20 protein-coding genes are annotated in these 19,565 nt (G+C 69.7%); 4 read left to right on the top strand and 16 right to left on the bottom strand.

Features of this window, described 5'->3' with window-relative positions; genetic code table 11:
* Positions 1-651, top strand: coding sequence for a response regulator transcription factor (locus ACIQF0_RS30300; RefSeq protein ID WP_360037315.1), 651 nt, complete (start codon positions 1-3; stop codon positions 649-651).
* On the opposite strand, the gene ACIQF0_RS30295 is transcribed toward ACIQF0_RS30300, so the two are convergent.
* Positions 645-1,013 (bottom strand): VOC family protein, encoded by a 369-nt coding sequence (locus tag ACIQF0_RS30295; protein ID WP_330270815.1) that lies wholly within the window; start codon positions 1,011-1,013, stop codon positions 645-647. The genes ACIQF0_RS30300 and ACIQF0_RS30295 overlap by 7 nt on opposite strands.
* A gap of 25 nt (positions 1,014-1,038) precedes the next feature.
* Positions 1,039-4,341: a bifunctional lysylphosphatidylglycerol synthetase/lysine--tRNA ligase LysX gene (gene lysX, locus ACIQF0_RS30290; RefSeq protein WP_401034860.1), complete on the bottom strand. Its 3,303-nt coding sequence runs from the start codon at positions 4,339-4,341 to the stop codon at positions 1,039-1,041.
* On the opposite strand from lysX, the gene ACIQF0_RS30285 reads away from it, so the two are divergent.
* A complete protein-coding gene (locus tag ACIQF0_RS30285; protein ID WP_401034857.1) occupies positions 4,303-5,142 on the top strand; it encodes an alpha/beta fold hydrolase in 840 nt (279 codons plus the stop codon). The genes lysX and ACIQF0_RS30285 overlap by 39 nt on opposite strands.
* On the opposite strand, the gene ACIQF0_RS30280 is transcribed toward ACIQF0_RS30285, so the two are convergent.
* Complete coding sequence (locus ACIQF0_RS30280) at positions 5,120-5,482, bottom strand: VOC family protein (RefSeq protein WP_360037327.1); 363 nt, start codon at positions 5,480-5,482, stop codon at positions 5,120-5,122. The two genes, ACIQF0_RS30285 and ACIQF0_RS30280, sit on opposite strands and share 23 nt — an antisense overlap.
* Positions 5,483-5,607: 125 nt before the next feature.
* Here ACIQF0_RS30280 and panB point away from each other — a divergent pair, with 125 nt between their 5' ends.
* A complete protein-coding gene (gene panB, locus ACIQF0_RS30275; RefSeq protein ID WP_360037330.1) occupies positions 5,608-6,462 on the top strand; it encodes a 3-methyl-2-oxobutanoate hydroxymethyltransferase in 855 nt (284 codons plus the stop codon).
* A gap of 11 nt (positions 6,463-6,473) precedes the next feature.
* Here the strand turns inward: panB and ACIQF0_RS30270 are convergent, their stop codons facing one another.
* Positions 6,474-7,331 carry a glutathione S-transferase family protein gene (locus tag ACIQF0_RS30270; RefSeq protein ID WP_401034852.1) on the bottom strand — a complete coding sequence of 286 codons (858 nt, stop codon included), beginning with the start codon at positions 7,329-7,331 and terminating at the stop codon, positions 6,474-6,476.
* 18 nt (positions 7,332-7,349) lie between these two features.
* Here ACIQF0_RS30270 and pip point away from each other — a divergent pair, with 18 nt between their 5' ends.
* On the top strand, positions 7,350-8,291 hold the full coding sequence (gene pip, locus ACIQF0_RS30265) for a prolyl aminopeptidase (protein ID WP_401034849.1): 942 nt from the start codon (positions 7,350-7,352) through the stop codon (positions 8,289-8,291).
* Here pip and ACIQF0_RS30260 read toward each other — a convergent pair.
* From ACIQF0_RS30260 to ACIQF0_RS30205, 12 genes are all read right to left on the bottom strand, one after another.
* Positions 8,288-8,713, bottom strand: coding sequence for a ricin-type beta-trefoil lectin domain protein (locus ACIQF0_RS30260; protein WP_360037339.1), 426 nt, complete (start codon positions 8,711-8,713; stop codon positions 8,288-8,290). The two genes, pip and ACIQF0_RS30260, sit on opposite strands and share 4 nt — an antisense overlap.
* A gap of 50 nt (positions 8,714-8,763) precedes the next feature.
* The gene (locus tag ACIQF0_RS30255) at positions 8,764-9,525 is read right to left on the bottom strand and encodes a helical backbone metal receptor (protein ID WP_401034845.1); all 762 of its coding nucleotides are present in this window, start codon (positions 9,523-9,525) and stop codon (positions 8,764-8,766) included.
* Positions 9,525-10,190: an NADPH-dependent F420 reductase gene (npdG, locus tag ACIQF0_RS30250; protein WP_401034842.1), complete on the bottom strand. Its 666-nt coding sequence runs from the start codon at positions 10,188-10,190 to the stop codon at positions 9,525-9,527. The genes ACIQF0_RS30255 and npdG overlap by 1 nt, the downstream gene beginning before the upstream one ends.
* Positions 10,191-10,246: 56 nt before the next feature.
* The gene (locus ACIQF0_RS30245; RefSeq protein WP_401034932.1) at positions 10,247-11,641 is read right to left on the bottom strand and encodes an RNB domain-containing ribonuclease; all 1,395 of its coding nucleotides are present in this window, start codon (positions 11,639-11,641) and stop codon (positions 10,247-10,249) included.
* A gap of 70 nt (positions 11,642-11,711) precedes the next feature.
* Positions 11,712-11,906 carry a hypothetical protein gene (locus ACIQF0_RS30240; RefSeq protein ID WP_030481005.1) on the bottom strand — a complete coding sequence of 65 codons (195 nt, stop codon included), beginning with the start codon at positions 11,904-11,906 and terminating at the stop codon, positions 11,712-11,714.
* On the bottom strand, positions 11,903-12,376 hold the full coding sequence (locus tag ACIQF0_RS30235; protein WP_093602180.1) for a hypothetical protein: 474 nt from the start codon (positions 12,374-12,376) through the stop codon (positions 11,903-11,905). Before ACIQF0_RS30235 ends, ACIQF0_RS30240 begins: the two co-directional genes overlap by 4 nt.
* A gap of 18 nt (positions 12,377-12,394) precedes the next feature.
* Positions 12,395-13,399 carry a C40 family peptidase gene (locus ACIQF0_RS30230; RefSeq protein ID WP_401034838.1) on the bottom strand — a complete coding sequence of 335 codons (1,005 nt, stop codon included), beginning with the start codon at positions 13,397-13,399 and terminating at the stop codon, positions 12,395-12,397.
* 3 nt (positions 13,400-13,402) lie between these two features.
* On the bottom strand, positions 13,403-14,005 hold the full coding sequence (locus ACIQF0_RS30225) for a hypothetical protein (RefSeq protein WP_360037357.1): 603 nt from the start codon (positions 14,003-14,005) through the stop codon (positions 13,403-13,405).
* Between the two features lie 11 nt (positions 14,006-14,016).
* Positions 14,017-15,888 (bottom strand): hypothetical protein, encoded by a 1,872-nt coding sequence (locus ACIQF0_RS30220; protein ID WP_401034835.1) that lies wholly within the window; start codon positions 15,886-15,888, stop codon positions 14,017-14,019.
* Positions 15,885-18,701, bottom strand: coding sequence for an ATP-binding protein (locus ACIQF0_RS30215; protein WP_401034930.1), 2,817 nt, complete (start codon positions 18,699-18,701; stop codon positions 15,885-15,887). The genes ACIQF0_RS30220 and ACIQF0_RS30215 overlap by 4 nt, the downstream gene beginning before the upstream one ends.
* Before the next feature lie 19 nt (positions 18,702-18,720).
* Positions 18,721-19,197 (bottom strand): hypothetical protein, encoded by a 477-nt coding sequence (locus tag ACIQF0_RS30210; protein WP_319980082.1) that lies wholly within the window; start codon positions 19,195-19,197, stop codon positions 18,721-18,723.
* Positions 19,198-19,200: 3 nt separating this feature from the next.
* A complete protein-coding gene (locus ACIQF0_RS30205) occupies positions 19,201-19,479 on the bottom strand; it encodes a hypothetical protein (protein ID WP_176960163.1) in 279 nt (92 codons plus the stop codon).
* Positions 19,480-19,565 lie beyond the last annotated feature (86 nt).

Raw genomic sequence — 19,565 nt, 5'->3', positions numbered from 1 at the left:
ATGCGCATCGTGATCGCCGAAGACGACGCGTTGCTCCGCGAGGGGCTGACGTTGTTGTTGCGCAACGAAGGGCTGGACGTGGCCGCGGCCGCGGACAACCCGGACGACTTCCTGAAGGCCGTGGCCGAGCACGAGCCGGACATCGCCGTGGTCGACGTGCGGATGCCGCCGACGTTCACCGACGAAGGCCTGCGGGCCGCGGTGGAGGCACGGCGCCGGCACCCGAAGCTCGCCGTGCTCGTCCTGTCCGCGTGGGTCGAGCAGAGCTACGCGCACGAACTGCTCGCCGGTGCGGGAGGCGGTGGCGTCGGCTACCTGCTCAAGGAACGCGTCGGCAAGGTCGCGGACTTCCTCGACTCGCTGCACCGCGTCGCGAACGGCGGCACGGCGCTCGACCCCGAGGTCGTGTCGCAGCTCCTGGTGCGGCGCAAGGCGGACGACGCGCTCAGCGTGCTGTCACCGCGGGAGCGCGAGGTCCTCGGTCTGATGGCGGAAGGGCTGTCGAACGCCGCCATCGGCGAGAAGCTCGTTCTCAGCGCGGGAGCCGTGCACAAGCACATCGGCAACGTCTTCCTGAAGCTCGGCCTCAACAGCGAGGACGGCACCGGCGACCGACGGGTGCAGGCGGTGCTGGCCTACCTGGATCACTGAGGCAGGGGTGGCGCCCAGGCCGGACGGCGCACGAGGCAGAACGGGTGCCCTGCCGGGTCGGCGTAGACGTCACCGCCGAGACCGGTCGCGCCCAGCGCCACCACGCGAGGCCCGGCGTCCGCCGGGTCCTCGACCATGACGTCGAGGTGGAACTGCTGCGGCACGGCCGGATCCGGCCAGGTGGGCGGCCGGTGACCGGGGGCCCGCTGGAACGCGAGGCCAGAGGTCGTGTCGTCGTCCGCCACCACCACCCAGTCGTCGCCGCGGTAGGTGATGGGCTGTCCGAGCAGCGCCGAGTAGAACGCGGCGAGAGCAGCGGGGTCGGGACAGTCGAGAACCACGTGGTGCCGTCGTCCGATCATGGCGTCCGATGATGGCACCGCCACGTCAGGTCGGCCGGACGAACGGGAAGAGCACGGTCTGCCGGATCGACGTGCCGGTCAGCATCATCAGCAACCGGTCGACGCCCATGCCGAGCCCGCCGGTCGGCGGCATGCCGTGCTCCAGCGCCCGCAGGAAGTCCTCGTCCAGCTCCATCGCCTCGACGTCACCGGACGCGGCCTTCAACGACTGCGCCTCCAACCGGCGCCGCTGCTCCAACGGGTCGGTCAGCTCCGAGTAGGCCGTGCCGATCTCCGCGCCGAACGCCACGAGGTCCCACCGCTCGGCCAGGCGCGGGTCGACGCGGTGCTGACGGGTCAGCGGCGACACCGACGTCGGGAAGTCGATGTAGAAGGTCGGGCCGACGGTGGAGGCCTCCACGAACGAGTCGTACGCCTCCTGCACCAGCTGGCCGTGGTCCCAGTCGTCGTTGATCTCGACGTCCCGAGCGGACAGCAGTGACCGCAGCTCCGTGACCGACGTGTCCGGGGTGATCACCGCGTCCAAGGCCTCGGAAACCGCGGTGTAGACCGGAATCACCGGCCACTGTCCTGACAGGTCGAACGTGCCGTCCGGCCGGTGCGCGACCTCGGAGCCGAACGCCTCGCGCGCCGCGTGCTGGATCAGCGTGCGGACCAGGTCGAGCATGACCCGGTAGTCCGCATAGGACTGGTAGGCCTCCAGCATCGTGAACTCGGGGTTGTGGGTGGCGTCCGCGCCCTCGTTGCGGAAGTTGCGGTTCAGCTCGAACACCCGGTCCACGCCCGCGACGCACAGCCGTTTCAGGTACAGCTCCGGCGCGATCCGCAGGTACATCCGCATGTCGTAGGCATTGATGTGGGTGACGAACGGCCGTGCGTTCGCGCCGCCGTGCACCGCCTGCAGCATCGGCGTCTCGACTTCGAGGTACTCCTGCGCGTGCAGGAACTCCCGCACGCTGCGGATGACGTCGCTGCGCAGCTTCAGCAGGTGCGCCGAGTCCTGGTTCACCACCAGGTCGAGGTAGCGCTGGCGGACGCGGGCCTCCGGGTCGGTGAAGCCCTTCCGCTTGTCCGGCAACGGATGCAGGCACTTCGCGGTCATCGTCCACGAGGTCGCCAGCACCGAGATCTCGCCGTGGTCGGACTTGATCACCCGTCCGGTCACGCCGACGTGGTCGCCGAGGTCGACGTCCGACTTCCACGACGCCAACGCCTCCCCCAGCGCGTCGACGGTCAGCATCAGCTGGATCTCGCCGCTGAAGTCCCGGATCCGCGCGAAGCAGAGCTTGCCCATCTCCCGCAACGCCACCACGCGCCCGGTCACCGACACGTCCTCGCCGAAGCGTTCCCGTGCCCCGGCGAGAAGATCCGTGCGGGAGAACCCGACCGGATACGGGTCGACGCCCTGGGACTGGAGCCGTTCGACCTTCGCGATCCGCACCCGGACCTGCTCCGGCCTGCGCACCGCCTTCGGTTCGATCCGGATCGCGTCGATCTCGGCGACACGAGCCGCGAACTCGGAGCTCACGTCGGTCTTCTGCAACGCCCGCTTGCGCAACGACCGCAGCGACGGCACGAAACCCTCGGCGACACCGGCGGCGATGCTGACCCGCGGCAACGACCGGGAACGCTGGTAGCAGAGGAAACGCGGCTCCCACTCCGGCAGGTACTTGGCGTTCGACCGGTACAGCGACTCCAGCTGGAAGAACCGCGAGGCGAGCGACAGCACCCGCCGCCACGCCCGCAGCACCGGGCCGGCGCCGATCTTCTCGCCCTCCTCGAACACCGCGCGGAACATCGCGAAGTTCAACGAGATCCGTTGCACGCCAAGATGTCCGGCGGCGGCCGCGAGCTGGGCGACCATGTACTCGTTCAGGCCGTTCTCCGCCGCCCGGTCGCGGCGCATCAGGTCCAGGGAGACTCCTCGGCGGCCCCAAGGCACGAACGACAGCAGACCGCGCAGGGCACCGGATTCGTCGTAGGCCTCGACCATCACGCACCGGCCGTCGCTCGGATCTCCCAGGCGCCCCAACGCCATCGAGAACCCGCGCTCGGTCTCGGCACCGCGCCAGGCCTCCGCCAGGTCCAGAATGGACGCCATCCCGTCCGGCGCGATCTCGCTGTGGCGGCGGACCCGCGTGGTGTACCCGGCCCGTTCGACGCGCGACACCGCCTGGCGCAGCCCGCGCCGTTCCGGACCGGCCAGGTTGAACTCGCGGACGTCCAGGATCGCCTCGTCGCCGATCTCCAACGCCTTCAGGCCGGCGTCGGAGTAGACCTGCGCTCCTCGTTCGGACGCGCCCAGGACGCCGGGCATCCAGCCGTAGGTGCGCGCCTCGGACAGCCACGCCAGCACGGCCTCCGGCCAGTGCTCCTCGTCGCCGATCGGGTCGGCCGACGCCAGCGTGACGCCACCGATCACCCGGTACGTCAACGCCGCCCGTCCCGAAGCCGCGAACACGACGCTCTTGTCGCGGCGGGTCGCGAAGTAGCCCAGCGAGTCGGGCTCGCCCTCCGCGGCGAGCAGCCGGCGCACGTCCAGCTCCTGCTCGCCGGTGATCATGCTCTGCGACCGGACCCCGCGGAAGAAGATGTACATCCCGCGGGCCGCGACGAGCGTGCCGCCCAGACCGAGGAGCACGCTCAGCCACTGCGGACCCTCCGGGATGTCGAGCCGGCCCAGCCGGACGACCTCACCCGTCGCCTGGTTCGCCGCCCACGCGATCTTGTCGAGCTGCTCGACCAGCTTGCCGGGGAAGATCTCGGTGAGGCCCCAGCCGACCAGGACCAGCGCGATCATGCCCAGCACGAACGACGCCAGCGCCCGCCGCCACGCACCGCGCGCCACACGGGCCGGGAACGCCTCGCGCACCACGAACAGCAGCACCACGAACACCAGCGAGGTCGTGAACCCGGCACCGAGAAACACCCAGTGCGGCTTCTCGCCCTCATCCAGGATTTCTTCAGGCGCCAGGGCCAGGATGACCATGATGAAGCCGACCAGCAGCAGGCCCATGACCTGGAACAGCAGCAGCGTCCACAGCGCCGCTCGCTTGTGCCTGCGCAGGGCGGCGCCGAGCACGAAGAACACCATGGCGATGAACAGGTTGCCGTCGATCGGCAGGCCGAAGAAGTACCCGATGCCGTCCGCGACGTCGGTGAACCAGCTGTCCTCCGGCAGGATCACTCTGAGCAGCGACAACGCCCCGGCGAGTTGCACGATCGTCGCGATCGTGCCCGCGGTCTTCCACTTCCACGCCGGTGCCACTGCATCTCCCGAGGTCAGCCGATGAACGCCATGATTCCGTCTTCGGCCGGACGAGTGCATGTCGCGTCCTCCGGGCGTGTCGAGGGGCCGGTCGTGGTGCTCAGCTCAGGCCTGGGCGGGGCGTGGTTCGACTGGGACCGGACCGTCCGTCTGCTCGAACCACTCGCACGGGTGATCGTGTTCGACCGGCCGGGCCTCGGGCTGAGCGGCCCTGCCCGGCGCGGGCCGTCGCTGGCACGGGAGGTGGCGGTGCTCGACGCGGTGCTGCGCGGGGTGCCGCGGGCGATCCTGGTCGGGCACTCGATGGCGTCGATGCACGTCGAGGCCTACGCGCGGCTGCGGCCGCATCGGGTCGACGGGGTGGTCCTGCTCGATCCGGACGCCGAGGCACCAGGCGCGGGAGCCCCGTTCGACCTGTCCGCGGTGGTCGCGCAGGGCATGCGGGCGTTCGGCAGCCGCTGGCTCGGTGCCCGGTTCACGCGGCGGTTCGGGCACTCGTTCCGCAACCTGCTGACCGCTGTCTCGACGCTCGGCGTGACCGATCCGGCGCCCTCCGACCTGGTCGAACTCGTCTACCGGCGGCCCGGTGTCGGGCGGGCGGTGCTGTGGGAGCTCGCGTCGTACCCCGGCCAGGTGGCGACGCTCGAACGGTTGCGAGCACGCCGGCCGTTGCCGCGTGTGCCGTTCCTGGTGCTCACGGCCGGACGGAAGGTGTGGCCGGAGCACCAGTCGTTGGCCGCCCTCGTGTCGTGGGGGCGCAACGTGCCGGTGCCCGGCAGTCGGCACATGATTCAGATGGACCGCCCGGACGCCGTGGTCATGGCCGTCCGGGAGGTGCTCAGGGGTCTACCCGACCACTGAGCAGGCAGAACTCGTTGCCCTCCGGGTCGTGCAGCGTGTACCAGCTCACGTTCTCGCCCTGACCGATGTCGGCACGCGTGGCGCCGAGCGCGAGGAGGCGCTCCAGCTCCTCGTCCTGCTCGCGGTCGGTCGCCCGCACGTCGATGTGCAGGCGGAGCTTCTGCAGCTTGCGGTCGGGGTTGCGCAGGAACAGCAGCGTCGTGCGCTGGTCCTTCGGTCCGATCTCCACCGAGACGTCGTCGCGGTCGAGGATCTCGTAGCCCAGAACTTCTCCCCAGAAGGTGGCAAGACGTTCGGGATCGGTGCAGTCGAGTACCAGTTCGGTGATTCGTGCGGCCACGCGTGTGACGGTAACCGCATCTGCATTCCGTTTCCGGCCAACGGTGCCACTCTGGAGTTCGGCAACCGTGCACCAAGCGCCCGGGGACCCGCCGATGCGGGCCTCGAGGAAAGGACCGGTCGACGATGACCACTGCCGATGTTTCCGCGCCCTACGGCTCCGGAGCGGGCCAGAAGCCCCCGGCCAAGCGGGTTCGCGTTCACCACCTGCGTGAGATGAAGGAACGTGGCGAGGCGTGGCCCATGCTCACCTCGTACGACACGTTCACCGCCTCGATCTTCGACGAAGCCGGCATCCCCGTCCTGCTGGTGGGCGACTCGGCGTCGAACACCGTCTACGGGAACGAGACCTCGCTGCCGGTCACGGTCGACGAACTCGTACCGCTGGTACGCGCGGTGACGCGTTCGGTCAAGCGTTCTCTCGTTGTCGCTGACCTGCCGTTCGGCTCCTACCAGGTGTCGGTCGAGCAGGCCGTCGCGACGGCCGTCCGCTTCATGAAGGAAGGCCAGGCGCACGCGGTCAAGCTGGAGGGTGGCGCGTACTTCGCGCCGCACATCCGGGCGATCACCGCCGCCGGCATCCCGGTCATGGCGCACATCGGCTTCACCCCGCAGTCAGAGCACCAGCTGGGCGGCTACCGCGTGCAGGGCCGTCACGACAACCACGACGTCGTGGTGCAGGACGCGGTGGCCGTGCAGGAGGCGGGCGCGTTCGCCGTCGTGCTGGAGATGGTGACCGCCGAGGTCGCGAAGCAGATCACGCACGACCTCGTCATCCCGACCGTGGGCATCGGCGCCGGTCCGGACACCGACGCCCAGGTGCTGGTGTGGCAGGACATGATGGGCCTGAACCGCGGCAAGGCGCCCAGGTTCGTCAAGCGCTACGCGGACATCGGCAACATCATGCTCGGCGCGGCCTCGGAGTTCGCCAACGAGGTGCGCGGGCACCAGTTCCCCGGTCCCGAGCACACCTTCCACTGACGTCTTGTCGCTCAGCGGGTCCAGACCTCCGGGTCTGGGCCCGCCGGCACGATTCCGGTCGGATTGATGCCGTGGTGCGTCACGTAGTAGTGGCGCTTGATGTGGTCCCAGTCGACCGTGTCGCCGAATTGCCCGTAGAGGCGTTTCGCGTAAGCCCACAGGTTCGGCATCTCGGTGAGTTTGTTCCGGTTGCACTTGAAGTGACCGTGGTAGACCGCGTCGAACCGGACGAGCGTGGTCCAGAGCCTGATGTCGGCCTCGGTGAGCTGTTCTCCGACCAGGTACGTGTGGTCGGCCAGGTGCTCCTCGATGCGGTCCAGTCCGGCGAACAGAGCGGTGTACGCCTGCTCGTAGGCCTCCTGTGACGTGGCGAAACCGGCCTTGTAGACGCCGTTGTTGACGTGGTGGAAGATCGGCTCGATCCAGGCGTCGATCTCCTGGCGCAGGTGCTCCGGGTAGAGAGTGCTCTCCGGGCGCCACTTCAGGCTGAAGTCCAGGGTGATCTGCGGGTAGTCGTTGGTGACGACCTCGCCCGTGGTGGTGTCGACCAGTGCCGGGACGGTGACTCGGCCCTCGTAGGTCCCGTCGGCCCTGTCGTAGGCCTCTTTGAGGTAGTCGATGCCCAGGACCGGGTCGGTGCCCTGGAAACGCCAGCCCTTCTCGTCGCGGATCGGGTCGACGACGGCCAGTGAGATCGCGTCTTCGAGGCCGAGGAGCTTGCGGACGATGACCGCGCGGTGCGCCCACGGGCAGGCGAGGCTGACGACGAGCCGGTAGCGGCCCGGTTCGGGTTCCGGCCGCGCGGTGAAGCGGTTCGGCTGACGGACGAACGCCCCCGTGGTGGAGGTCTCCTGCGAGAACTGCGCCATGTGTCCGACGATAGGCCCATGTACCCGGAGATCGAGCCCCACGCGTCAGGCCACCTGGACACCGGTGACGGCAACCTCGTGTTCTGGGAGGAGTGCGGCAACCCCGACGGCAAGCCCGTGGTCTTCCTGCACGGCGGTCCCGGTGGCGGCTGCTCGCCGTCGCATCGCAGGTTGTTCGACCCGTCCGCCTACCGGATCGTCCTGTTCGACCAGCGCGGTTGCGGGCGTTCGCTGCCGCACGCGTCGATGTCCGGTGACCTGTCGCTGAACACGACCTGGCACCTCGTGGCCGACGTGGAACTGCTGCGGACGTCGCTGGGGATCGACCGGTGGCAGGTGTTCGGCGGCTCCTGGGGTTCGACGCTGGCGCTGGCGTACGCCGAGAAGCACCCGTCGCACGTGTCGGAGCTGGTGCTGCGCGGGATCTTCACGCTGCGTTCGTCCGAAGTGGACTGGTACTACCGCGGCGGGGCGGCGAACCTCTTCCCCGACCTGTGGGAGAAGTTCATGGCACCGCTCGCCGGTCTGTCGGGCGATCCCGTCGAGCTGTACGCGAAGCTGCTGGCCTCGGACGATCCCGAGGTGCACGGGCCGGCGGCGGTCGCGTGGAGCACGTGGGAGGGTGCGACGGTGACGTTGCTGCCGCGGCCGGAGCTGGTGGCGGAGTTCGCCGTGCCGGAGTACGCGCTGGCGTTCGCCCGGATCGAGAACCACTACTTCGTGAACCGCGGGTGGTTCGAGGAGGGGCAGCTGATCCGGGACGCCGTGCGGCTCAAGGACATCCCCGGCGTGATCGTGCAGGGGCGCTACGACGTCGCGACGCCCGCGGTCTCGGCGTGGGACCTGCACCAGGCCTGGCCGGAGTCGGAACTGGTGCTGGTGCCGGATGCCGGGCACGCGTACGACGAACCCGGCATCCTGTCCGCGCTGCTGGAGGCCACGGATCGGTTCCGGGACTAGCGGAGGCCGATCCACTTCGCGCTGGACGTCGTGCAGGTCTCGACCGCCACCTGCGCGTTGAGGCACTTGTTGGTGCCGACGTTGCGGAACTGGAAAGAGGTACCCGACGTGCTGCGGCGCCAACGCTGGTTGGCGCTCGTCGTGCAGGCCTGGCCGAGCACGTCACCGGCCGCGGTGGCGCCCAGACACTTGTCGGTCGCGATGTTGTTCGGCCAGTCGACGCCACCGCTTATCGGGACGATCCAGCGCTGCTCGTCGGCCAGTTCGTTGCACGGCCTCAGAACGACGTTGCCGCCGGTGTCGGCGAGGCAGCGGGTGCTGCCGGCGAGCTGGTAGACGACAACGGGTTCGGCGCTGGCCGGGACGGCCATGAGCGTGACGGTGGCGGCGGCTGTCGCGATGATCGCGGCTAGTTTCCCCATGGGCGAGAATCCTGGCAGCGCTGGGGGTTCCGCGAATCCACCCGTGGTTGTCAACCCTGGCCGTAGTCGAGGGCCTTCGTGAGGCTGAGTTTTGCTTCCACGAGCGAAGGCCCGTACCAGGTCAGATGTCTGCCGTTGACCAACACGTACGGCAGCCCCGGGAAGCTCTCCGGGCCGTCCTCGTGCGTGAACAGGTACGGCTCGTCCGGCAGGATCACCAGGTCGGGGCACCTGTCGTTGAGCTGCTCGAGGCTCGGCCGCGGGTAGCGCTCCTCGTCGGAGGCGTAGACGTTCTCGATTCCCAAGCGGCGCAACACATCGGTGGCGAAGGTATCGCGGCCGACGACCACCCACGGGCGGCGCCAGACCGGGATCAGCGCGGTGAGCCTCGCCGGTGCCGTCTCGCGCCAGAGGTCTTCTGCCTTCGTGAGCCACTCGGGTTCGAGGTCCCAGCCGAGACCGAAGAGCCTCCTGAGCGACGCCAGGGCCATCGGGACCGTCTTCGGCGCCTCGGTCACCCACACGTTGGTGCCGTTGGCGCGCAACCGGTCCACGTCCTCGGCGCGGTTCTCCTCGGAGTTGGCGATCACGAGGTCCGGCTTCAGGCCCAGGACCGCGTCCACGTCCGGGTACTTCGAACCGCCGACCCGCGCAACGTCCAAATCGGACGGATGGGTGCAGTAGTCCGTGGCCCCGACGAGGGCTCCGGGCACGCTGACGGCGACGGCCTCGGTGATCGACGGCACCAGACTGACCACGCGTCGTGGCTGGTCGAGCGGGACCGGCTCACCGAGGTCGTCGACGGGAAGCATCAGACTCCCGTGATCTTCAGGCCGGCGTGGGTCTTGTACCGGCGGTTGATCGCGATGAGGTTCGCGGTGAACGCCTCGACCTGGTGGGCGTTGCGCAGCCGCCCGCCGTAGACGCCGCGGAAGCCCGGCACCAGCTCGGCCAGTTCCCGCACGGTGTCGGTGGCCTCGCGGTCGTCGCCCAGCACGAGCACGTCCATGTCCACTTCGGACACCGCGAGGTCGGCCAGCAGCACGGCGGACACGTGGTGGAACGCGGCGGTGACCTTGGACTCCGGCAGCAGGAGCTCGGCCTGCTGGGCCGCGCTGCCCTCGGTGACCGGCAGCGCGAACGGCCCCTGCTTGTCGAACCCGAGCGGGTTCACGCAGTCGATGACGATCTTCCCGGCCAGCTGGTCGCGCAGGGACGCCAGCAGGTCACCGTGACCGTCCCACGGCACCGCGACCAGCACGATGTCGGAGTCGGCAGCGGTGTCGGAGTTGTCCGCGCCCCGGACGTCGCCGCCGGCGATCTCGACGATCTCCTTGGCCGCCAGCTCCGCCCGGTCGGCGCTGCGGGAACCGATGATCACCTTGAGACCCGCCTTGGCCCAGCGGATGGCGAGGCCCTTGCCCTGGGCTCCGGTGCCGCCCAGGACGCCGACGGTGAGGTCACGAATGTCAGTCACCCCTGCATCTTCACACGACCCGCCGGAAGCGGGCTGCCCAACGTGACCTTGGGCTCTCAGACCGCCTCGAACCGAACGCGCCGCTCAGCGGGGTCGGCCTCGTCCAGCCGGACGCGAATCCGCTCGCCCTCCGGCAGGCGCTTCCCTGTGCACTTGGCGAGGATCGGCGGCGCGGACACGAACACCTCGGCGTCGTTGTCGCCGGACCGCAGCACCACGGCGTCGAACTCCTGCCCGACCTGTCCGGCCAGCACCCACGCCTCGACCTGGTCCAGCGACGCCCGTTCCACCTTCGACGCCAGCGAGTCGGACGACCCCATCAGCGCCGGCAGCAGCGGCAGCGCCTCGGCCAGCCAGGACGGCAGCTCCTGCCCCGCCGTGACCGCCAGGCACACCTCGGTGGCGAAGCGGTCGACCAGGCGGCGCAGCGGTGCGGTGACGTGCGTGTACGGGGCGGCGACGCCCGCGTGCGTGACGACCTCGGGCACGGAGCCGTTGAACGCCGAGTAGCCCGCGCCGCGCAGCAGCCGGGTGGCGTCCGTGAACAGCGCCAACGCTTCGGGCGTCGAGGCGTCCAGACCGGCCAGGAACGCACCCGGCGACAGGTCCGCGGGCCACGCCACCTTGAGGGCCGCCGCGTCCTTCCGCAGCGACGCCACGGCCTCGGGGTCAGGGTCGGGCAGCGTCCGCAGGATGCCGACCTTCGCCTCCAGCATGATCGACGCGGCCGCCATGCCGGTCATCAGCGAGATCTCGGCGTTCCACGAGTCGACCGCGGCTCGCGGCCGGGTGACCAGCTTCCAGCCGTCCCCGTCGGACTCGATCTCCTGCTCGGGCAGCTGCAACTCGATCGCGCCGCGCTGACGGGCCAGCTCCCGTCGCAGCGGCCCGAACTCGGCCAGCGCCGCCACCGACGGGTGCGGATCGCCCGCGTCGAACGACTTCTGCACCGACTCGTAGTCGAACTGGGCCGTGGACCGCACCAGCGCCCGTCGCACCTCGACCGCCGTTGGAACGCCGTCAGCCCCACAGGTGAACGTCCACAGCACGGCGGGACGCACGACGCCCGGCAAGAGAGAGGCCGCGCCCTCGGAGAGCACGGTGGGATGCAACGGCACGTTGCCGTCAGGCAGGTAGATGGTCTGGCCGCGACGCCGGACCTCGAGATCCAGCGGGCCTCCGGGCTCCACGAACAGCCCCAGGTCGGCGATCGCGTAGTGCACCACGAAGCCGTCGCCGGACTTCAGCACGCACAGCGCCTGGTCCAGGTCCTTGGCGCCGGGCGGGTCGATCGTCACCAGCGGCAGCGAGGTGAGGTCGGGGCGGTCTCCCGCGGAACGGGAGACCGCCGCCTCTGCCTCGGCGAGCACAGCCGCGTCAAAAGAGGACGGCAAGCTGAACTCGGTGCGGATGCCGTCGAAGGACACGTCCGCACGGCCCGTGCGGATCACCTGAGAAGCCACCCGCACAGACTAGGTGGCGTGACCTGGAACGTTGCCGGGGCACGCCACTCGGACCGACTCAGTCCTCGTCGTCGCCGCGCCACTTCTTGTCGGACTCGTCGGCTGCCTTGGTCCGTTCCCTGGCGATCTCCAGGGCGCGGGCCGCGGTGGCCTCGTCCGGGTAGGGACCCATGCGGTCAGGGCCCTTGCAGCCCTTGCCCTGCTCCACGGTCTGGTGGGTCAGGCAGAAGTACCACCCACTGCTGTCACTCATCTGCGTTCGCCTCCCAAAGGCGCCGGGAATCCCCGCGGCGGCGTCGACTGGTTGGCGTTGGCGTACTCCGACGGGATCGGGTCCAAACACGAGACCAGCACCGTGCGGTCCTCGGCGTTCTCGATCTTACGTCCGGAACGGTCCCGGTAGACGAGCGATCCGTCGGAGTCGATCTCCATGATCGCCCCGACCTCGGCCAGCTGTTCCTCGTCGAGATCGGCGAGCTTCTCGTAGCGCGACGGCACCACGCGGTAGACCGGCCACTTGAGGTGGCCGTACGTCCGGTGGAAGTCCGCCAGCAGGTGCACCAGGTGCTGCTGCCACGGCAACGGCATCGCCTCGGCCAGCGCACGCGGGATCACCACGTAGTCGGCAGAGACTCCCGGAGCACCGGCCGCCACGTAGTCACGCACTGGTGTGCTCGACGCGGGTGGTCCGGAAGGCCTCGGGATGGGGTCGTGGTTGAACATGCAGCGCCTCCCCGCGATCTACACGCCCGGCCGGACGGCCAGCGGCATCAACTCTTGATAATTCCAGTTGATCTTGCTGATCTTCACGACGTCACCCGTCTGGGGGGCATGGATGTACTCGTCGTTGCCGAGGTACATGCCGACGTGGTGCACCGAGCGCGGGTCCGCGGTGTTGTACGCCCAGAAGATCAAGTCACCGGCTTGGGCCTCGCGCACCGGGAGGTGGGCGCCGCCCTTCTCGTACTGGTCGTTCGCGACGCGCGGGATGCTCACACCGGCCGCGCCGAAGGCCTTCACCAGGATGCCGGAGCAGTCCCACGCGTCCGGGCCGTTGCCACCCCACAGGTACGGCTCGCCCAGCTGTTCCTTGGTGAACTGGATCGCGATGCCCGCCGCGTTCGAGGCCAGCAGGAACTCCCCCGCGCCCGAGCCGCAGCCGGCCGGGTCGGTGATCGAGCCCAGCTCGCTGAGCAGGAACGCCCCCATCGACTCCCAGTTGTGGTACCGGTCGGGGAACGCCGAGCGCTCCACCGCCTGCGCCGAGTCACCGGGCCGCTTGTTCTCCCAGTCCGGCACCTTCAGCAGCACGTCGTAGAACTTGTTGATCGCGTACGTCGGGTCGGTCACCTGGGCGGGGGTGCCCCAGCCCATCGACGGGCGCATCTGGAAGATGCCGAGCGAGTCGCGGTCGCCGTAGTTCAACGGGCGCAGGCCGGACTCGGTCATGCCGGCCTGGATCGCGACCTGCCACGCGAGCGGCGGCAGCTTGCGCTCCTGGCCGATGGAGATGATCTGCGCGACGATGTTGCGCTGCTCGTCGTTGAGGCGCGCGGCGTCGGCCTGCCCCTTGGCCGCACCGCCACCCGCGTCCCACGGCCCGATGGCCGCGTTGCAGCTCATCTTCAGGATGTTGCCGCCGGCCGCGGGGTTCGTGGAGTTGCTGACCACCTGCGACACGCCCGACGTCGCCACGGCGATCACGACGATCGCGGCGAGCGCCCCGATCAGCAGCATCACGCGCATGGGTCAACTCGCCTTCGTGTAGCCGTTGACCCGCCACTCGTTGCTGGGCGAGAGCTTGATCAACGTGATGACGACCTTGCCGGTGTCCGTTCCCACCTCGAAGTCCGCCGACGACACGGTCGACCGCTTGGCCGCGACCTTCTGGGTGATCTTGTCCGGCACGTTCTTCGGGTCGATCGTCGCCATCTGCGCGAGGAACTCCTCCGTCGTGTACGGACGAAGTTGCGCGAGCCACTTGGTGACGTCGTTGTCCGGCGGCGGCTTGATCCAGTTCTCCGCCCACAGCTCGGCGATCAGCTGCGCGTCCGCCGCGGGAGGAGCGGCCGACGCGGCGTTGGTGGGCGGCGGCTGCTTGGTCGGCAGCGAGGCGCCGCTGCTGCCCGGCAGCTGGCCGACCTGGGTGCCCGACGAGGACGTCGAGGTCTGACCGGCGGCGGACGGGTCGGCGGCCTTGCGGTCGAGCACCCTGGGGATCACCACGCCGAGCCCGACGACCAGCACCACGAAGATGATGATCGAGGCGGCCAGGTGCCGCGGGGAACGCAGCGGCCAGCCCCACAGCCTGCGATAGACCGCGGCACGGCCGCGGTTGGTACGGATCGGCATCTACGCTCCCCTCAGCTGTTGTCTCGGACTTCGAAGCCGCGCGACGGCCGGTAGATCACGTGCACCGGACGCCCCGCCACGACTTCTGTCTCGGCCCTTCGAGGTTCCTGCGCCGGCGCGGAGTAGCCGCCGCCGGACCGCGACGGCACGAGCACCGCGTCGTCGACCCGGTCCCACTGCCGGTCGGTGACCGTGGGGCTGTCCACCACGCGCGACCGGGCGACCGGCAACGCCGCCGGACCCGATCCCGAGGGCAGTGCCCCGGCCCGCACGCCGGAACCGTTGGGGCCGCTGATGATCTGACCCGGCTGCGAGTCGCGGTCGAGCCGCTGCGCCGTCGCCATGACCGGGCTCGAGGCCTCCGGGCGCACCCGGCCGCGTCCGCGCTGCGGTGCCGCGTCGCCCTCGGCGTCGCTGTCCCGCACGGACTCCCAGAACTCGTCCTGCGGCGTCGGGCCGGTCTGCTTCTTGCGGCCCATCATCTTCGACCAGACGCCACCGCTCATCGGCAGGACGTTGCTGGCCGAACCGACCGACATCTCGACCATCTGCCACATGCGGCGCAACGGTTTGCCGATCACGAAGCACACGAGTGTCAGCATCAGGCCGAGCAACGTGCGCGTCAGCAGCGACAACCCGGTCGCGTTGAAGATCGCCTGCAGCAGCAACGCGTGGACACCCGCGAGGACCGCGAGCACCAGCACGTTGAACACCGTCACGGCGGCCGCGCGGGCGACCTTGCGCAGCAGGTCGTGGTGCAGCAACGCGACCAGGCCGATGAGCGGCCCGGCGAGCGTCAGGATGCGCAGCAGCAGCTGGGCCAGCAGGACAGCGGCCTTCGCGAACAGCTGGAACAGCGAGAACGCGACGGACTGCAGCAGTGCCAGGAAACCCGCGCCGGTGCGGCTGCCGTCGGTGCCGTCGAAGTAGCCCTTGGAGGTGCCGAGCTGGGCTTCCAGGGCCTTCCACTCGGCCTTCTTGGCGTCCAGGGCGGCCTGGTCGCCGTCCTTGCCCTCGGCGATCTCGGCGGTGGTCCACGCCTGCGCCTTGAGAACGCGCGGGCCGAACTCGGCGGCCTGCGGTGCCTCCGGCGTGCCGAACGCGCCGCGCAGCCAGCTCTGGTAGACGACGGCGTCGTGCAGTTTCGTCGGCAGGACGTGGAGCGTGCCTTGTTCTTCAGGCGCCTCGATGAACCCCGCTTGGATCTCCGACGTCTTCGAGACCAGCGTGTTGTCGAGGAGGTTGTAGAACTGCGGCAGGGCCAAGGTGGACGTCGCCAGCCACATGGCCGCCAGCGCCCAGAGCCCGCGTTTGGAGATCGCGGCGAAGTCGCCGGTCCAGATCTGCCGGAACATCAGGATCGCGAGGAGCAACGCCACCAGGCCGAACCAGCGCAGGTAGACGTTGTCGTAGACCTTCTGCACACCGTTCTTCACGGCGTCGTCCAGCGGGACCAGCAGACCGCGGCCCATCACGGTGTAGTGCAACGCGTTCGTGGCACCGACGATGTTCTTGCCGATGCTGAACAGCTCGTTGCCCGCCCACGTGTCGAGCGTGGCGTTGGCGTCGGGCAGGACGTTGCACTTGGCGTTGTAGTTGTGCCAGACCATGCCCGCGTAGCCGTACTCGAGGTACGGCGAGCCGGGCAGGCCGTTGCCGACGGGCGGGTCGAGCGCGCCGACCATGCCCGCGCCGGGCCGTTCCGGATTCGGTGCCTCGCCACAGGATTGGGCGTGCGCCATCGGGGCACCCATGACCACCTGCAACGCCAGGATGGCCGCGACGAGGCCGATCGACCTGGTGCGTGCTGACGCGCGCAGCGCGAAGCGCCGCCTTGCCCAGAGCAAGGCGGCGATCGCGAGCACGATCGTCAGCGCCGTCATGCGCCGCCGTCCCGGTGGCGGTTGGTGCCGTCACCGTGGGCCACCAGCTGGGCCTCTTCCTCCGTCAGTCCTAGTTCCATGTCCGCCGCCAGTTCGTCGTCGATCTCGTCGGGCACGTAGGCGGGCGGCTGCGGGGCCGCGTCGGGGTCGTCCACCGGCACGATCTCGCCCTTGCCGTTGTCGCGCTTGGCGTCGGGGGTCGTGTCGAGGGCGTTGCGCAGGTGCTCCAGGTGCGGGCCGCTGAAGTCGATGCGGATCCGCTCCACACCACCGGCACCGTCGCCGAAGATGAACTGGCGTGGCGCGCGGTCGCGTTCGGTCGCGTTGCGCTCGCCACCGGGGCGGCGCCCGAGCGACGCGATGACCTGCTCGTACCCGGCGCCGATCGGCACCTTGAGCAGCCGCAGCGCGTCCGCCTGCGCCGAGTCGTCGTCGAGCCGGCCGACGAAGACCGAGTCGAGCAGCGTGACGAAGCCCTGGATCTTCAGGAAGTCGGCGGGGATCTGCGACGACAGCAGCACGCGGACGTTCCACTTTCGCGAGTCACGCGCGAAGCGGTTCATCAGCACGCGGCCGGTCGGGACCTCCGAGAGGAAGAACGCCTCGTCGATCCAGACGCCCTTGCGCTGGTCCTTCGGCTTCTCGTAGATCGAGCGCTGGGTGAGCCAGGCGGCGAGGTTCAGCATCTCGACGCCGAGCGACTCCGCGTCCGTCCAGTGCTCGCGGCCGACGCCGTCCTTCGGCAGGTTCAGGCCCGCCATCGTGAGGACGGTGAGGCGGTCGTCGCGCACCTCGTTGTACGGGTCGTGGTTCTCCTCGGGGATCAGCAACGACATGCGCTCGCGCATCTCGTCGAGGAAGTCCGCGACGACGACGGCGTGCTCGTGGTGCTCGGACGCGTCCCGGCGCAGCGCCTCGAAGACGAGACCGGGGTGGGCGTCGAAGCGGCCACCGACCGTGCGGACCGCGCGCAGCAGCGTGATGCGCGTCTGGGGCAGGCGGGCGACCTCGTAGGGCAGCAGACCGGTGAGCACGTCCAGCACGAGACGACGGCGGGTGGCGGCCGCGAGGGCCTTCTCCCGGCGCCAGGCCCGTTCCGGGTCCTCCTCGTCGAGGAAGTGGTCGAGCATCGGCTCGGCGACCACCCGGTACGGGTTCAGGATGCCCGGCTGGGCGTTGAGCAGGTTGATCGGCCGTGCGTAGGGCCGCAGCTCCGGCAGTTCGCACAGCGCGGACAGCGGACCGGACGGGTCGAGCAACGTCCAGTGCGCGCCGGCCCGCAGGGTCTTGTAGACCATGCCGCCGCCGAGGAACGACTTGCCGGCACCCAGGCCCGCGACCATCGCCGTCAGACCCGAGGCGTCACGGAGTTCCTGCGCCATCCACGGGTCCCACGCGACCGGGCGGCGGGTGGCCGTGACCGTCTCGCCGAGCAGAATGCCGCGGCGGTCACCGACCTCGGCCGTGGCCGTCGGCACAGCGGACGCGGCCCACAACACGCTGCCACGACGCAGGTAGGCGCCGTTGGACAGCGGCTCGCCAGGGATGAACTCGCGGGCGATCGCGTACTGGGCCTCGGGGTGGTCGATCGAGACCTTCGGCTTGTAGAGCTCGAGCAACGACTGCGCGAGCCGCAGTGCCTCGCGCTCGGTCGGGCCGGACACCGCCAGGCGCCACCACGAGCGCACCCGGGTGCCGAGCGCGGTGAAGCCCGACGTCATCTCGTCGTCGATCTCCAGCACGCGGCCGGCCTGGCGGGCCAGCGACTGCGGCGGTTCCAGCTCGTGCTCGTCGGTGTAGTGCCGGACCTGCGAGCGGACCTTGCTCATCTGCCGCGACAGCTCGCCCGACACCTCTTCGGGCTTGCGCACGTAGATGCGCGCGGACCACTCGACGGAGGCGGGCAGCCGGTCGGCGCGCTGCACCCACGGGTCGTCGACCTCGGGGATCTGCAGGCCGTGCATCAACCCGACCGTGAGCACGCAGACGTGCCGTTTGATACCCGCGTTCGAGCCGGTGCGGCCACGCACGGTCACCGTCGGTGAGTACGGCTCCTGGTGGAAGTCCGCTGCGTCGGTGAAGGACGCCAGGTCCTCCGGCTCCCACGCGGCACCGGGCACGGCGGGCAGGTTGCGCGGCGCGGGCAGGCCCAGCGAGCACGACCGGTGCATCAGCCAGGACATCTCCTCGGCCGTCGCGGGACGGCCTTCGAGACCCGCGGACCCGATGACCTGGTCGAGGTGTTCGACCTCGGAGTCGAGCGCCACCAGTTCGGCGTCGACGGCGTCCGGGAAGACCTTGCGCAGCACAGGGGCCGCGCGTTCGACCGCGCGGTCCATCATGTTGCGGGTCTGCACCTGAACGCCCAGGTAGACCTCTTTCTCCGCCATCGAGCGGCCCATGAGCTGCTGCTGCTCGCCGACCATGTAGTCGTCGAACGACAGCGTGCCGGGGGTGTCCGGCAGGCGCTTGACGGCGTTGTGCACGTGCGCCTCCGCCCACATGCGGATGGGGTACGGCCGCGTGGTGACGCGCAGGTGCATCCAGCGCCCCTGCAGCTCGGCGTACTGCCCGGCGATGGCGGCGATCAGGTCCTGGCGCTGCGAGTCGCTGCGGAACGACCAGCGCTGCGGCGCGAGCCGGTACCAGGCGTAGACCTCCTGGCCGGTGCGCAGCAGGTGACCGTCGATGCTGCGGGCCGCGATCGACGGGGTGTAGCTCGGCACGGACTGCTCGCCGGGCAGGCGGCGTCCACGCTTCGAATACGCGGCTTGGTCACGCGCGCGGGGGTCGGCCGCGGCGTGCTGGGCGATGTGCTGGGCGGAGCGACGGTCACGGTCTCGCCGGCGTCCGAACACCGCGAACCTCCTTCTTACGGCTGTCTGACGTCCGGCGGGGCTGGGCCTGCTGTCTCGCCCGTCGTTGTTGTTTCTTGCTCAACTTGGGACGAGGCCGCTGCGGACTGACCCGGATCCGGGCGGCACTGGCCGCTCCGCCGGTGCTTGCCGTGCGCTCTCGAGGTGCCGTCAGCTCGCGGACCCACATCGACATGACGGCCGTGAGAGGCCGTTCATGGCTGATCCGCTGGGTGATGAAACGGGTGAGGATGATCGTCGCGACGAGGGCCCACGCGGTCGAGAAGAACCCGAACCCGACGCCCATCTGCCGTTCGATCGTGAGTACGACGAGGAAAACGACGATCCCGACGCCCCACGCGACGTATCGCGCGCGCCAGGGGAAAGTCGCTTTGGGCGGGCCGAGCCAGACGGCGTCGACCCGGTAGACCTCGTCGTCGGTGCGAACCCGCACGTGTCAGCCTCCGACGAACAAACCGGCGAGCCACTGGCCGATGTTCGCGCCAGCGTCGGTCGTCACGGCAAGGCCGATGATGGCCAGTGCGACGATCACGCCACCGAGGCGGCGCATGACACCCGCGTTGTCACCTTTGCCACCTCCGAGCCAGAGCAGGAGCAGCGCGACGGTCAGCAGGAGCAGCGGGACGATGTTGTCCAGGATCCAGTTCCGGACATTGCCTGTGCCCGGCACCGTCGGCTGCTGCTGAGCGAGTGTCACCAGGTCCATGGCGGTCATTTCTTACTCCAGAGTGCGCTGGGGCTTGCGCTACGAGTAGAACACGAGTTCGTCACGACGTGTGGGGCTGTTGCTGCGGGGTGTAG

This window comes from Lentzea sp. NPDC092896, assembly GCF_044754905.1.
Taxonomy (GTDB): domain Bacteria; phylum Actinomycetota; class Actinomycetes; order Mycobacteriales; family Pseudonocardiaceae; genus Lentzea.
This window is presented reverse-complemented; position numbering and strand designations above follow the sequence as displayed.